The organism is Ancalomicrobiaceae bacterium S20 (assembly GCA_040269895.1).
Classification (GTDB): Bacteria; Pseudomonadota; Alphaproteobacteria; order Rhizobiales; family Ancalomicrobiaceae; genus Methyloraptor; species Methyloraptor flagellatus.
Window position 1 is genome coordinate 2,752,957 of record CP158568.1, and the last position, 15,060, is coordinate 2,768,016.

The following is a 15,060-nucleotide window of genomic DNA, read 5'->3' on the forward strand; positions in this document are numbered from 1 at the left end:
GTTCCCCAGCGCCGTTCCTCTGGCACACAAACGAAAGCGCCCCGTCCGGCACGACGGGGCGCTTTCGTTTTACGCGTTCGCTGTTGGGGCGATGGAATGGAGCGACTGCCGGCCGAGGCCGATCGAGCCGCAGCGGTCTTGTGCGCCGCCACAGTCGATCGGTGAGACAGGGCCGGGACCAATAGACCCCGGTGTCAGCGAATCCGCGATTGGCTCCGGATCACGCGAGTGACCGTGTCGATCTCCGTATTGGAGCGCACGACCCGCGGCGTGATCATGATCACGAGTTCGACGCGGGTCGTCTTGTCGGTGCGCTGGCTGAACAGGTCGCCGACGACGGGCAGCTTGCTGAGGCCCGGCACACCATTGTCCGTCTTGTCTATGCGGTCCTGCAGCAGGCCGCCGAGCAGCACCGTGTTGCCGGACATCACCGTGATCTCCGACTTGACCTGCCGGTTCGAGATGACCGGCGTCAGGTTGCCGCTGAGCACGTTGTCCTGCGCCTTGGAGACCTGCTGGTCGACGTTGAGCGACACGACGTTGTTGGCCTGGATCCGCGGCGTCACCTCGAGGACGATACCGGTATCCTTGGTCTCGACTTCCTGCGTGACCGTGGTCTGGCCGCTGGAATTGGAATTGACGGTTCGATTGGCGAAGGGGATCTGGTCGCCAACCACCAGACGCGCGGTCTTGCCATTGACCACGGTCAGATAGGGCGATGAGATCACCTTCACGGTCGTCACACCCTGAAGGGCGTTGAGCACCGCGCCCCAGGTGAGCTGGCCCGTCGTGCCGGAGCCGGCGAGGAAACCGCCGGACGGGGGCGTCGCGATGTTCGGCGTGCTGGTGCCGCTGCCGACGGCGATGCCGTGGGCGCGCAGGTAGGCCTGCACGCCGTATTGCAGATCATCGGTGATGCTGACCTCGGCGATCGTCGCCTCGATCACGACCTGGGCATCGGCGACGTCGATCGTCTTCAGGAAGTCGCGGATCTTCAGGAACGACGAATAGTCCGAATAGATCAGCACCGCGTTGTTGCGCGGATCGGAGGAAAACCGCAGACCGCTCGGGATCGAGCCGGTATTCACGGAGTCCATGCCCTTTGCGGCCAGTCGCGCGGCGGCGGCGAACCGCTCCTTCGCTGTCGCGGCGCTGGTATCACCCTGCCCGCCGTTGTTCTGCCCGCTATTGTTCTGTGAATTGTTGTTGCGATTGCGCGAGGTATTGCGATTGCCGTCCGCGGGCGCGGTCTCGGCGTCGCCCTCGTCCTTGCCGCCTGTCTGATCACGGCGCGGCGTGTCGGCCGGTCCCTGCGCCGCCTCGCCGCCGAACACGACCTTCAGCCGATCGACCGCGTCCTCGGCCTTGGCATTGACGAGCTGGACGACGCGGAGGCTCGATTCCTCGCCCGCGGCCCGATCGAGTTCGTCGATCATGCGCCGCGCGCCCGCCATCAGGCGCGGATCGCGCGTCGCGACCAGGATCGCCTTCTGGCTGGTGAGCGCGGTCAGGCTGATGCCGTCCTGCTTGCTCGGCGAGCCGGAGAACCGTTCACGGTAGAACTGCGACAATTCCTCGGCGATGCGGCCCGGCGACGAGCGCTGGATCGGCACGATCGCGATGCGATCCTCGCCGATCCCGCCATCGGCCAGCGACTGGACGAGCGATGCGACCTGATCCATCTGGGCGGTCGGGGCACTGACCACGACGGAATCACCACCGTTCGCCGGTCCGATCGAGACATCCGGTCCGACGATCTGGCGAACGAAGGCGGCGATCTCCGTCGAATTGCCCTTGGAGATCTTGACCAGGCGGGTCGACTGCTCACCCGAGCGTCCCGCGGTCCGCATCTGCACCATCGACGTGATCGTGTCGGGTTTGCCGATGTGATAGACGCCGTCGAGCAGCACCATCTGGTAGCCGTTGCGCGCCAGGATATCGCGCACGAGATGCAGGACATCGGCCTTCGGGATCGGCTGCTCGGTGTAGAAGCTGACCTTGCCGGCGAGATCTTCGGGCACGGTATAGTTCACGCTCAGGATGCCGCCGAGCGTCTGCTTCAGAAAGACGGCGAGGTCGACCTTGTCGAACTTGAGGCTGGTCGTCTCGTTGGGGTCGAAACGTTCGCCACGCAGGACCCTGAGATCCTTGACGTCGTCGGCGGTCTTCTTCGGGTCGGGCGCGTAATCGACGCGCAGCGTTCCGACATAGCCGACGAAGGGACGCCCCCCCGGCGTCGGGACCGGCTGGTTGATCGAGCCCGTCTGCAGAAAACCATTCTCCGCGGGCCCCTTGCCGCTCCACAGCAGCGGCGAATCCGTGCCTTCGTAGGTGGCGTTGCGCAGGCCGCTCTGGCTGGTCGGACCAGTGCCGCAATTCCGCTGGCTGCGCATTTCCGGCGACATGTTGCCGATGTCGGAGCAGGCGTCGCCCTGCATCGTCGAGCTGCAGGCACCCAGCGCGAGCGCCCCCGCGAGGGCCGTGGCGGCAACCAGCGACATCCGGGCGCTCGACCGCGCCGCCGGACCTCCGCTCGACCGGGCGACTGCCGAGACCGGCAAGGTCGGGCCAACGGCAGGCATTGCATACAAGGCCGAAGGGCCAAGCTCTGCCGAATGTCCGAACGACGAAGTCTTCATACCGATCACCAGATCAAGGCGAGCCCGAAAGCCTCACTTCGGCGGGCACGGCCAACGCCGTTTCACCCCGACCGGCAGCCAGACCAACGCTCCGGTCGAGATGCGAAGCCGCGAATCAGCCGGCACCACCGAATCGCCAACTGAACTGAGTGATAGCAAAAAACCCAGTCATCGAGAACTATTTAACGCGTAGATGCGTGGTCCCTAGCGTATTGAAATCGTAAACAAAAGGTTAACAGCAATTTCCATGTTAAAGATCAACGACAGACGACATCGAGCTGACATACTACGGACTTCGAATATACGATTCTCCATACAAGAATAACCACGGATCGAAATTCGACCCATGGCAAACGCGTCCGATACTCGACACTTACTCACATCACCCGCAACTGGACACAAATCCAGCGGCGGCGCACGGCAGCCGGCCGGCCCCACAACAGAACCCGACGCGGAACAGGAAACCCCGTGAGATCGGCCGTTCCGCAGGACGGCCTGCAACGGGCATAGCGACCCGCCATCTTACGTCGATGACTCTGACAGTCATTGCCAGACAGGTCGCGAATCACCGCTTAGTTATGTTTACCAGCTTTTAACCCGTACAAGAACGGCACGTTTCGATCAGGTCAGTCGGCGCGAGCAGCCTGATTGCAAATGCGCAACAGTCGTGAGCATGCGATGACAGCCTCGTCATAGGGAATCGAGATCTTCGACTCCACATGTGTCTCGCGTCGCTCGTCGCTCGGTGTTCTGCGCTGCTACCGAGAAATCACCCGATCGAAGTGCTCGGTCAACCGCGACAGCGCCCCGTCGAGCGCCGTCGCGGACAGCAACGATGCGGGTATTTCCAGCGCCAACAGCAGCGCGCCATCCTCGCACCGGGCCGCGTGGATGAGACGCCCGTCCGCCGGATCGAGCCCGGCCTCCCCGAGCAGCCGCGCCTCGACATCGGGCGGCGGCGCCTCGGGCATGCGCGACAGGCCGATCACCACGCGGTCCTCGCGCTCGAGGCCGACAACCGAGAGAGTCCCGAGCCGGTCGAACACGAAGTTGACGCTGCCGTCGGGTGCCTCCTGCACGTTCGTGCCGAGCGTTTCCGCGAAACGCTCGATCTCGCTCAACTGCGCCGCCGTCAGCATCCCCATCCGTCCCTCGCCTCGATCATCGGCCCAGGACCGACAGCGACCACCGATATTGCGATCTTCGGCCTGCCTGCCGTCCGACTAGCCCGATCGCGCGGCATGGGCGGCCTCCTCCAGTTCGACGAGCTGCCCGAGCAATCCCATGATCGCAGCCGCCTGGAGGATGCGGGCCTGCGATCCGGGGATGATCATGTCCGGCAGCTGCCCGTGCAGCGCGCGGAGCCCGTTGCCGACCAGAACCTGCACCTCCGGATCGAGGTCGCAGGGGCCGAGCAATTGCCGCACATCCTTCGGGGTCGGCGTCGTCTTGGCGGCGAAATGCAGCATGTCGCCGGTGAGGCGAACCGCATCGAGGCAATGGTGCTCCCGGCGCTCGAGGTAGCGCAGCGCGGTGCCGACCAGCGACTTGCTCTGCTCGAGCACGGTCTGCATCGTCTTGAGCTTGGACAGTTCCTGCAGCAATCCGTTCAGCAGGATCTTGTCGGTCTGGCCGTCGGTGGTCGCGAGGTCGCGACCGGCCGCGGTCAGGAAGGTCTCGATGACCGTCTCGTACTTGTTGGCCAGATCGAAGGTGGCGAGCTTCTCGAACAGGCCGCCGAGGTTGGTCTGTTCCCGCAGAAGGGCGCGGTAGCCGTTGCGCACCGTGGCCGGATCGGTCTCAAGCGTCGCGGCTGCCTCGTGCGCGACTTTGGCTGCGGCGAAGCCGGCCCGGACGTCGCGGGCGACGTCACCCTGCTCGAACTGCTGACGCGCCTCGCCGAGGGCCTGGAGAAAATCCTCGCCCGCACCGATCTGCTCGAAATGGTCGGTCAGCAGTTCAAGCGCCGCGAACTGATGGGTGACATCGCCGTCGAACCGCTGCAGCTGCTGCAGGAAGCGGCCGCTCATCTCGCGCATCCACTCGGGACGCGACAAGGCGTTGCCCGATCCGCCGCGCCCCTCCTGGCCCGGCTTGTCGCCGCCGGCCGGGTCGCCGCCCAGCGCGTCTTCCCGCCCGGTTCGCTCTTCGGCGCCCGTGTCCCGCGTGGCGACTTCTCGTTCGACGATCCGTTCCGCAACGTGCTTGCCGACATGCTCGGTCAGATGCAGCGGCGGACCGTCGATCATCTCGCGCTCGAACTCCTGCGCGAGCGATTGCAGGCGTTCGGCCGACGGCATGTCGGGCAACTTGTCGAGATATTCGGCGATGCGCGACAGTCCGCTCGAATGCGCCGCCTGTCCCTGACGCGCCTGCCTGATCTGAAGCGACCGGGCGTCCAGACGATTGGCGTTGGTGACACGCGATTCTGTCGCGGGCGACGGAGCGTTGAGCTTCGAGTTTTCGTTGGATCCGCGCACACCTTCGCCCCGATAGGTTCCGCGCCGGTTGGCCATGACCTCCGCGCCGACGGGCGAGGTCACGGTCTGCGCAGTCACGGTCGATCGGATCGACTCCAGCGAGGCCGCCATCTTCCGGTTTCCGCTCAAAGATCCATCGAACCCGGCGTCGCTCGGGCCGGGTCACGCGCGGGGCGGACAAGGCCGCCCCGCCGCTCGTCGCTCGGGCCGAGAACTCCGGCACACCGACCACCGCGGGCCGGCAGCGGAGACCTCGGCCGCGCCGATCAGCTCACGTTACGAGCGACCGACTTCAGCGAGTCGGACACGGTCTTGAGCATGTTGGTGCGCAGGTTGGCGATCGCCGACCAGGTGTTCATGGCCATCTGCATCGAGAACATCTTCTCGGTGTCCGAGAGGTTCGCGTTCTGCTCGATCGCCTGGATGTTGCCCTGCACCGACAGCATCTGCTGCTGGAGCAGCGACTGCATGTAGATGAGGTCGAAGCCGGCCGCGGTCGTGTCGTAGTTCGCGCCGGTCGGGTTGGTCGGCGTGCCGTTCGGATTGGTGCCGATGATGCTGCCGGTGCCGGTGCCGACTGTCGGTAATGCCATGGGACTAACTCCTGTCTCGATTGACCTTGGTCCGCGTCGCGAGCGGTGATTTCGATGTCATGGACGTCACGACCGACATCGCCGCATCGACGCCGGCCTCGAACGCCCGGAGGCGGTCGAACTCGTCGAGCGAGCGACCGCCGCGCAATTCACTGGCAACGGACCGCTTGAGCGCCGCCAAGCGACGTTCGACTTCGGCCCGGACCTCCGCCCCGTCCTGGGACTGCAACCGATCAGCGAGATCGGACATCGAAATATCCAAGGTCACCTCCCGGATGCGCTAGTGGTCAAAATCCGACGCTTGCATCCTGCAAGCATCAGATTGATTTGACCACAACGTCAATAAGTTAGTGGTTCGGATTCACGAGACGGATGGGATCATCCGCCTCGATCGAACCACTAGGGCTCGTCGTTGAACGAAACCGCATTCAGCTTCTCGCGGTCGAGGATCAGAATTTCGCGATCCCGGACCGCGACCCATCCCCGCTGCTCCCATTCCTTGAGCGTCCGGTTCACATTGCCCCGTGCCCCTCGCGCCATCAGTCCGAGGTCGGACTGCGTCACGATCGAGCCGATCGCCGGAACCTTTCGCCCCTTCACGACCGCGGTTGTACCGAGCTTGTCGACGAGCCGGAGTATCGATTGTGACAGGCGCGCCGAGAGCGACGACAAACTCAGAATCCGGGTCAGCTCGACGTAGTCGCGGTAGCGATCTGCGACGAGATGCCCCAGCGCCGCCTCGATCTCGGGATAGCGTTTGGCGAGATCGCGAAATGTGCGGATGGGAACGGTCAGCACCACGCTCTCGCCGAGCGACGTCGCCATGTCGCACTGGTTGCCGCGGTCGAAGACCGCCAGTTCGCCGAAACATTCCCCCTTCGGCAATATCCGATAGATGACTGCCGTACCATCTTCCATCAAATACGAAAGACGGATGTGGCCGGACGCGACCACATGGAGACCAATGACCTCGTCATCCTGAAGATAGACATATTCATTATGAGAGTATGTTTTTCGAAATGAATTCTCCATCAGCGCAGTGTGCGCCGCTGGCGTCAAATTTTTGATGTTGAGCGTTAAATTCGTCATTCTCGATTGGCGCTGGACTTGAGGCCGCCCGCTCGGCCCAGTCCGGTGACACGTCGTTGAAAATCTCGGCGCGGCTGGTATCGCAGCTTATGTCTATTTGACTCGGCGCATTTCCCGGTGCCAAACGTGACAGAGGTCGGCTTTCGTAATCGCGAGGTCCTCTCGCAACGTCCTCATGTTGTCGGGCAACGGCCGATACTTTCAATCACTTCGCGCGAGCGCGGAACCCTTCACGACGTGGTGATCGACCTCCGCGCATCGGCGGACCACCACCGCGATCTCTGCGGGATCGTTCGACTTCGTCTCGCGCCGAGGGTGCCTGCGCCCCTGCGCCTTGCCCCCGCGCGCCCGTCGCGCACGTCCATGGCTACAATTTCAGATTATCCCCCAAGGCGAATGCCCGTCTTAGCCATATGGCTGTATCGATCATGACTGCGTGATTTTGCGGGGGCGGGTAGAACCGACGCGGATTTGACGATCGGCAAGCGTTGGCCCCTCGGGGGCTTGGGGCCGCCCGCGCGGATCCCGATCGGTGCGCGGGCCGCGAATTGCCGGACTTGAGGACGTCGGAGACGACGAGCGTTTCGAACCATGGTCACGAGTACATCTTCGGAACGGATCGTCCTGAAGCTTCTCAGCGGGATTCAAACCGGCGCGGAAGTGTTCCTGGACCCCGGCGAGTACACCATCGGGTCGGGCGCCGACGACGATATCCAGATCACCGATGTCAGTCTCAGCGCCGGCCACGGCCGCCTGCGCCTCGGCCCGACCAAGGTCGAGATCCAGGGCCGCGCCGGTCGGTTCGTGACCACCAACGGGCGCGTGATCGAGGCGGATGCCGACAGCTGGACCGAACTCGAGCCGCTCGAAGTCGTCGTCGCCGGCACGACGCAGTTCGCGATCGGCCCGCGATCGGCCAACTGGACCTCGCTCGCCGAAGTGCCCCAGGGCATCCGGTTCCAGCCGCCCAAGGAGCCGGTCGAGACGCCGGCGCCCCGCATGGCCCTGCCTGCCCGCATTCCGCATCTCGGCGCGATCGCGGCCTCGATCGTGGCGCTCATCGTCGCGGGCGGCGTCACCTTCCTTGCACTCGGCAGCCAGCCGATCGCCGCACTGCGGGCGCAGCCGGCGACGGTCGACCAGTTGCGCGCGGCGCTTGCCGCCTTCCCGTTCGGTCCTGCCATCACCCTGCGCGAGGAGCCCGACGGCGGCATCTACGCCAGCGGATATGTGGAGACACCGGTCGAGCGGCGGGCGATCACGGTCGCGGCCGAGAAGCTCGGCCTGCCGGTCAAGCTCAGGGTCTATACGTTGCAGTCGATGCGCTCGGAGATCGCGACGCTGATCCAGTCGTCGCGCCTGCCGATCGACTTCAGCCTCGCGCCGACCGGCACGGTGACGCTGACCGGCCGCGTGCTCGACGACAAGCTGGTCGCCCAGCTGGCGGAGCGGATCGGCGGCGACGTGGCCGGCGTGACGGCGGTCGAGAGCGGCGTCCGCACGGCGAAGACCCTGCTGACCGAGATCGAGAAGCTGGCGAAGAAGGCCTTGATCGGCCCCTATGTGGTGCTCCGCCTCGAGGGCAACCACGTCGAGATCACCGGCCTGCTGCCCGCCGACAAGGTCGATACCTGGGTCGGCTTCCTGCAGGCCTATTCGAAGCAGTTCGCGAGCGAGATCGGGCTTCGTTCCTTCGTCCAGCTGCAGCCGGCCTCCGGCGCGGCGCCGGCGCCCGCGCCGACGCTCGACACGCCGGCGATCTCGCTCGGGCCAACGGCCGGCACTCAGACCGGCGACGTGACGCTCGACATCGATCGGCTCAAGCGCGGGCTCTACGAGGTCTCCGACCTGTTCGTCGGGTCGAGGAAGAAGGCGCAGGGGCCCGGACCGGTCGCCGCAGCCGAGGCGGCCGCGACGCCCCAATCCGCTTCGCCCTCCCAGCCGGCGGCCGGACCGGTATCGCCTCCGACCGTCACGGCGCCCGCTGCCGCAGGAGCGATCCTGCGCGAGATCGAAGCGATCGCCGCCCCCACGCAGGGCGCGGCTTCCTCGGATCGTCTCCCGACGTTCCCGGCACCCGCGGCCGCTTCCTCCTCGTCGGCGACACCGTCGGCGTGGGCGGACGCGCTGCGCCCGGCGGCGCCCGCCGTCAGCGCTCCTGCCGCTCCCCGGGGCGCAGCCGGCGGCTGCCTCCATCGCCGACGCCAATCCCGCAGCCGCGGGCGTCACCCCGACGCCGTCGGCCGGCGCTGCGGGCATGGCCGGTTCCGGCGTGATCGAGCCGACGACGCAGCCAGGACCAGCCGCTGTCGCAGCTGTCGGCACCGAAGCCGCGTCGGATGCGACACCCCCGACGCCGGCAACGACATCGGCCTCGGCCTCGGCAGGATCGAGCCCGGCAACGACGTCCGGCGCCGAGGCCTCGGGGTCGGCGACCTCGGGCTCGGCGGCAGCGGGCGCGACCACGTCCGAGTCAAGAACGACGGTCGCCCCCAGACTGCGACACGGGCCGCGGCTTCGACCGGGGTCTCCGACATTGTCGGCGCGCTCGGCGGCGCGGCCGATCGCCTGATCGCGCGCTGGATGCAGAGCCAGGATCCGAAGGCCGGCAAGGACGACGTGGTCGCCAAGACGCTCGACGCCGTCGCGGTCGCCCGCGCGGGTCTCGACCGCTCGGGCAATGCCCCTGTCGAGGAACAGGAGAGCCGACTGGCCTACCTGCCGCTGCTCGGCAGCGAGATCCGCGCCGACGCGGGGCCGGAGCGCATGTGCTGGCCGGGGTCGCGGTTGTCGGTGAAATCCGTGCCCGTGGCGGCGTTCTGGCTCGACATGCTGAGCCTCAGCGACTCCCTGTCGCTGAAGCAGTTCTCGCTCGAGCAGCAGCGCTTCCTGCTCGAAGCCGCAACCAACCCCCGCCGGACCGCCGCCTGCCTGGAGCAACAGGCCGAAGGCGCCCGAACGCGCCAGGCCGGTTCGTTCTACTTCGCGGAAGCCGCCCGCAATCCGGAGATCATCCGGTTCCTCGTGCGCGACCTGCCGGTCGCGGATCTCGAGATCGTCGGGGTCAATCTGGTCGGCGACCGCTACGTCCAGCTCAAGGACGGGTTCAAGCGTCGCGAAGGCATGCTGACCACGCCGCGGGCGCGGATCGCCATGATCGGCGAACTCGGCATCGTGTTGCGCGAGCAGAACGGCTACTCGGTCGAAGTGTTCGGCTCGAGCGTCAACTGGACGCTGAGCCAGAACTGACGCCACATCGCGCCGAGCGACCGGCAGCAAACCGCAAACAAAAACGTCGCCGACATCAAGGTCGGCGACGTCATCATGTTCGACCGGCAGGTCTGCCGACCGTCACGCGGCTGCACGGACGATCAGCGCTCTCAATCGTCGTCTTCGGTGTAGAGATCGAGCTGGGTCGTCGGCACCTGCAGACTGCCGAGATACTGGTTGCGCACCTCGCCGGACTTGGCGGCGGGCAGGGATCCGAACACGTCGACCCAATCCTTGACCGAACTGCCCGGCGCGGCCGGCGTGTCGGTATTGGTCGAGGCGCTGGTCGCGCTCGCATCGGTCTTGGTCGCACCGGTCGATGTCCGACCGACCGCAGTGGTGAAGGCTGAAAAGATCGAGCCGACGTTCGTCACTGCCCTGGCTCCCGTTCTCCGACCGGAACGCGCACCCCGAGGCTCGCGAGCGGCGCTTCGTCGTCGGTCCTGACTATCACTTCGGTCCGGCGGCGCTGTCTCGAACGAGACAACACCCGGCGAGGCTCTCATCTCGACGCGATGGCTGGGCGGGGGGCCAAGAACCGAGGGGAATCCCCAGGCATAGCTCCGCCCAATCCGGCGACGACGCACCCCCATGGATCGGCCGAGCCCGGCAAAGCGTCTTGCAGCGCCTTGGTCTCGCGCAGGCGGCCCAAGCGATGCGCGACGGCGGCGCGCCGGGACGGCCTTTGCCGAGCGCGGTCTCGTCGGCTTCGGCGAGCAAGTCCGTCGGTTCCTCGGCGAGCACACGGATCAGGGGGCGGCAAAGTCGTTCGGTGCGCGCCGCGAAGGCGACTTTTTTGGTGGCGATCGATCTTCCATGGTGGACTTCGGTCTTGAAAGTCGGCCGCATCGAGCGACTTGCGGCGTCGTGCAACCGGAACCTCCAGCCTCGTCGCGCGTTTCGTCCGCCATGGCGAACCATGCAATCATCTTCTACGACCGTTACATCGCTTGCCTGAATGCCCGAGACTGGAAAAGGCTGGGCGAATTCGTCGCGGCCGGCGCAATTCATAACGGGCGGCCTCTCGGAGTGGATGGCTATCGGGCAATGCTCGAAGAGAACTGCCGCGATATTCCCGATCTGCAATTCAAGCTCGATCTTGTTATGGCTGATGAGGCTCATATCGCATCCAGGATACGCTTCGATTGCACACCCAGGGGCGAATTTCTTGGTCTGCCGGTCAATGGAAGGCGCGTCGTCTTCCATGAGCACGCCTTCTATACGCTGGCCGCCGGCAAGATCGCCGAGGTGTTTTCCGTGATCGATAAGGCGGGAATAGAAGCTCAGATCAGCCTCTAGAGATGGCGGCTCCCTTCACGCCGAGCAGCAGGCGTTCGGCGGAGCTGCACGAGATCGTCTTTTTCCAACGCCCGCTGAAGGAACCCGAGATCGGCAAATGCACGCTGATCCCGACCGAGGAGCGGCTGCCCAAGGCGCATCCGCTGTTGCAGCGCCGCCGCCTGCTCGAGGAGGTCAACGCGCTCGAGATCGTCGTGCCGGGCGCCGCGGCACGCAAGCTCCAGAAGGCGGAGCGCGATCTGCTGGTCGCGCGCGCTTCAACAAGGAGAGCACCAACCGCAAGGACCTGATCGGCGACGAGGAACGGAGAATAGCCGTTCAGAGATCGTGGTCCAGCGGCAACGAGCCGTCACCTTGGCCGGGTTGTCAGCTGAACAGTTTGCCGGGATTGAAGAGATTCGCCGGGTCGAGAAGCTCTTTGATCGCGCGCATGCTCGCGAGTTTCACCGGATCGGCGGTCTGAACGAGCGAATGGATGCGCTTCGAGCCGACACCGTGTTCGGCCGAGAACGATCCGCCACATTGACCGAGCCCGTGATAGAGGGCCGCCTCGACCTTCGCCGCGATCCCTTCGGCGAATGGCCCGGCATGATTGAAGACCAGATGCAGATTGCCATCGGCGAGATGGCCGAAGACGAAGGGTTTCAGCCCAGGATCGATGGCCGCGAGCTCGCGCGTGACGCGATCGACATAGGCTTCGATCTCCGAGAGCGGCACCGAGACGTCGTAGGAGGGCGCAGCCGGATAGGCGCGATAGATGATGTCGGTATCTTCGCGCAGCCGCCACAACATGCGCTCTTGCGCCACGCTGGTCGCGATGATCCCGGTGATGTCGGGAAACGCCTCGGCCAGCTCTTCGAAAATCCGCTCGAGCGCCGCCTGCAACGCCGAGGTGTCGCTGCCGGAGAGGCCGAGCAGGAGGAACACCGGCTGCGCGAGATCGACACCCGCCTCCGACCAGCCGAGCGCCTTCGATGTCAGATGCAGATAGCCCTGCCAGAGCGCCTCGGCGGCGCGCAACTGGCCGACATCGGACCTCAGCGCCAGATCGATCGCGGCCTGCAAGGCGGCGATCGAGGGCAGGCCCAGAAGCGCCGTCGCGGTCGCCTTCGGCAGAGGATCGAGCTTGATCGCGACGCGCGTCACAATGCCGAGCGTGCCCTCCGCCCCGATGAAGAGATGCTTCAGATCATAGCCGGCGGCGTTCTTCACGACGCGCGTGAGATCGCTGTAGATCGAACCGTCGGCCATCACGGCTTCCAGGCCGAGAATGCGATGCCGCATCACGCCATTGCGGAAGGCCATGATGCCGCCGGCGTTGGTCGAGGTCATGCCGCCGATCGTGGCGGTGCCGCGCGCCGCGAGATCGATGCCGGGTTCGAGCCCGCGTTCGGCCGCCGCCACCTGCAATGCCTCCAGGGTCACACCGGCTTCGACGACGGCGACGCGCTCGACGGCGTCGAGCCGTTCGACGCGATTGAGCCGCGCGCTCGAGAGAATGATCTCGCCGGGGCGCGAAATGCCGCCGCCGACGAGGCCCGTGCGGCCGCCATGCGGAACGATCGGAACGCCATGCCGCGCGGCGACGCGGACGACATCGGCGACCTCGGCGGTGGACCGAGGGCTGACGATCACGCCGGCGCCGAGATTTGCAGGGTGCCAGCCCGGATCCATGCCCAAGAATGCATCACCCGACCGGATCACCGCGTCGCCAAGGCCCGCGCGGATCTCGGCGATCGCCGCTTCGACGGCTCCTCCATCGGCGACGGGCGCGCTATGTGTCTCTGATTGCTTGATGATCGTCATATCGGATTTCCGCTGCTGTCCGCGCTTGCGGCCCCTGACTGAAAGCTGTTCCGGCTCGGTGCCCCGCTAAACGGTGTCGCCGACACCGGTCGATCGAGGTTCGGCGAGGCCCGGAGAAGCCGAAATTCTCGGCAGACACCGCGTCGTCTGCTCGGCAATTCCCCTTGACAGTGCGTGGGAGGGGTTTTGTATATGTATAGACAATAGCAAGGGACTAGAGCAATCTAATCTTTGCACGACCTTGCCGTCGTTGGCACGATGCCATCACGCGCAACGGGCCGGTATGAGCACCGGATCATCCGGAACCACAATCGCCGACGTCGAACGCGCGGGGATCGAGATGGAGTTGAGCATGAAGAAGCGTGACATTTGCAAGTTCATCGCCGCAGGGCTGCTCACCGCGTTCCTGGGCGGTGCCGCTCATGCCGAGGATGCTCTGGCGCGCGTGAAGGCCGCCGGCGTGCTCAAAGTCGGCACGGAGACCGAATTCGCGCCCTTCGACTTCATCGACGCCGGCGAGCATGTCGGACTGAACGTCGATCTCTTCGCCGAAATCGGCAAGGAGATGGGCGTCAAGATCGAGTGGGTCGCGCTGCCGTGGGATGGCGTGCTGCCCGGTCTCGAAGCCGGCAAGTTCGACGTGGTCGCCGGACCGGCGACGATCACCAAGGCCCGCATGGAGCGCTATCGCTTCCTGCCGCCGATCGCCGAAGCCTCGGTCGCGCTGCTGAAGCGCAAGGGCGACACGTCGATCAACAAGCCGGAAGACATCGCCGGCAAGGCCGTCGGCGGCGGCAAGGCGACCGCGCAGCTCGCCCAGCTCGAGGCCTACAGCGCAACGCTGCCGACCAAGGTCACCACCAAGGAATACGTCGGCTACAACTCGGCCTATGCCGATCTGGCGGCCGGCCGCATCGTCGCGGTCGCCAATTCGCTGCCGAACATCGCCTTCGTGGCCAAGCAGCGCCCCGACACCTTCGCGCTGGTCCTGCCGCCCTTCGGCGCCAAGAGCTACTTCGGCTTCATCGGCCGCAAGGATGCCGACTATGCCGCGCTCGATGACGCGATCGGCGCGGCCATCCTGAAGATCAAGAAGGATGGCCGGATGGCGAAGATCCAGGAAAAGTGGTTCGCCACGACGTTCGACACGCCGGACGTCGTGCCGACGCCGAACTTCTGATCGTCGACAGCCAGGAACGGGCGATATTCGCCCGTTCCCACCCTCGAGTCGAGACCTGCGCATGTCCCTGAAAATCTGGATGCTGCTCGTCCAGGCGGCCGGCTATACCGTTGCGATCAGCGCGGTCTCGATCGTCATCGGCTTCTTCATCGGCATCTGCGTATCCGCCGCTCTTCTGTCGCCGCGCCGTTGGCTCGCGATCCTCGGGCGCGCCTATGTCAGTTTTTTCCGTGGCGTGCCGCTGATCGTGCAATTGCTGCTGATCTACAATCTCCTGCCCGCCGTCGGCATCAATGTGCCGAGCATCGTCGCCGCGATCGTCGGCATGTCGCTCTGCACCGCCGCCTATCAGGCCGAAAACCTGCGCGGCGGCTTCATGAGCGTGCCGCGCGGCCTGATCGAGGCCGCCGACATGACCGGCATGACGCCGTTTCAGCAGCTCGTCCGCATCCGTGCCCCGATCGCCTTCCGGCTGACGCTGCCGGCCATCGTCAACGAGGCGATCCTGATCCTGAAGGCGTCGTCGCTGATCTCCGTCGTCGGGGTGGTCGAGCTGACGCGCATGGCGCAGGATCTCGACTCGAGCCTCTACCGACCCATCCCGCTCTATGCGGCCGCCGGACTGCTCTATTTCATCATCAACAGGCTGGTGGCTCTCCTCGGCACCTATGCCGAGCGGCGGCTCGCATGGGGGCGCACATGAG

General features: G+C 65.5%; 13 protein-coding genes. 5 read left to right on the forward strand and 8 right to left on the reverse strand.

Annotated elements, in window-relative coordinates:
- Nucleotides 1–194: 194 nt before the first annotated feature.
- From ABS361_12600 to ABS361_12625, 6 genes are all read right to left on the reverse strand, one after another.
- Entirely contained in the window at nt 195–2,501 is a 2,307-nt protein-coding gene (locus tag ABS361_12600) for a secretin N-terminal domain-containing protein (protein ID XBY42951.1), read from the reverse strand.
- Nucleotides 2,502–3,397: 896 nt separating this feature from the next.
- Nucleotides 3,398–3,784, reverse strand: coding sequence for a hypothetical protein (locus tag ABS361_12605; protein XBY42952.1), 387 nt, complete (start codon nt 3,782–3,784; stop codon nt 3,398–3,400).
- Nucleotides 3,785–3,862: 78 nt separating this feature from the next.
- Complete coding sequence (locus ABS361_12610; protein ID XBY42953.1) at nt 3,863–5,230, reverse strand: HrpJ domain-containing protein; 1,368 nt, start codon at nt 5,228–5,230, stop codon at nt 3,863–3,865.
- Nucleotides 5,231–5,385: 155 nt separating this feature from the next.
- A complete protein-coding gene (locus tag ABS361_12615) occupies nt 5,386–5,712 on the reverse strand; it encodes an EscF/YscF/HrpA family type III secretion system needle major subunit (GenBank protein XBY42954.1) in 327 nt (108 codons plus the stop codon).
- A gap of 4 nt (nt 5,713–5,716) precedes the next feature.
- The gene (locus ABS361_12620; protein ID XBY42955.1) at nt 5,717–5,974 is read right to left on the reverse strand and encodes a hypothetical protein; all 258 of its coding nucleotides are present in this window, start codon (nt 5,972–5,974) and stop codon (nt 5,717–5,719) included.
- A 137-nt stretch (nt 5,975–6,111) separates the two neighbouring features.
- On the reverse strand, nt 6,112–6,801 hold the full coding sequence (locus ABS361_12625) for a Crp/Fnr family transcriptional regulator (GenBank protein ID XBY42956.1): 690 nt from the start codon (nt 6,799–6,801) through the stop codon (nt 6,112–6,114).
- Between the two features lie 591 nt (nt 6,802–7,392).
- On the opposite strand from ABS361_12625, the gene ABS361_12630 reads away from it, so the two are divergent.
- The gene (locus ABS361_12630; GenBank protein ID XBY42957.1) at nt 7,393–10,050 is read left to right on the forward strand and encodes an FHA domain-containing protein; all 2,658 of its coding nucleotides are present in this window, start codon (nt 7,393–7,395) and stop codon (nt 10,048–10,050) included.
- A gap of 131 nt (nt 10,051–10,181) precedes the next feature.
- On the opposite strand, the gene ABS361_12635 is transcribed toward ABS361_12630, so the two are convergent.
- Nucleotides 10,182–10,445: a hypothetical protein gene (locus ABS361_12635; protein XBY42958.1), complete on the reverse strand. Its 264-nt coding sequence runs from the start codon at nt 10,443–10,445 to the stop codon at nt 10,182–10,184.
- Between the two features lie 535 nt (nt 10,446–10,980).
- On the opposite strand from ABS361_12635, the gene ABS361_12640 reads away from it, so the two are divergent.
- Nucleotides 10,981–11,370: an ester cyclase gene (locus ABS361_12640; GenBank protein ID XBY46890.1), complete on the forward strand. Its 390-nt coding sequence runs from the start codon at nt 10,981–10,983 to the stop codon at nt 11,368–11,370.
- A gap of 2 nt (nt 11,371–11,372) precedes the next feature.
- Nucleotides 11,373–11,660, forward strand: a complete 288-nt coding sequence (locus tag ABS361_12645) for a hypothetical protein (GenBank protein XBY42959.1) — start codon at nt 11,373–11,375, stop codon at nt 11,658–11,660.
- 76 nt (nt 11,661–11,736) lie between these two features.
- Here ABS361_12645 and ABS361_12650 read toward each other — a convergent pair whose 3' ends face one another.
- Nucleotides 11,737–13,044, reverse strand: coding sequence for an FAD-binding oxidoreductase (locus ABS361_12650; protein XBY46891.1), 1,308 nt, complete (start codon nt 13,042–13,044; stop codon nt 11,737–11,739).
- Nucleotides 13,045–13,528: 484 nt separating this feature from the next.
- Between ABS361_12650 and ABS361_12655 the strand changes: the two genes are divergently transcribed.
- Nucleotides 13,529–14,356, forward strand: coding sequence for a transporter substrate-binding domain-containing protein (locus tag ABS361_12655; protein ID XBY42960.1), 828 nt, complete (start codon nt 13,529–13,531; stop codon nt 14,354–14,356).
- Between the two features lie 61 nt (nt 14,357–14,417).
- Nucleotides 14,418–15,059, forward strand: coding sequence for an amino acid ABC transporter permease (locus tag ABS361_12660; protein XBY42961.1), 642 nt, complete (start codon nt 14,418–14,420; stop codon nt 15,057–15,059).
- Nucleotide 15,060: the final 1 nt, after the last annotated feature.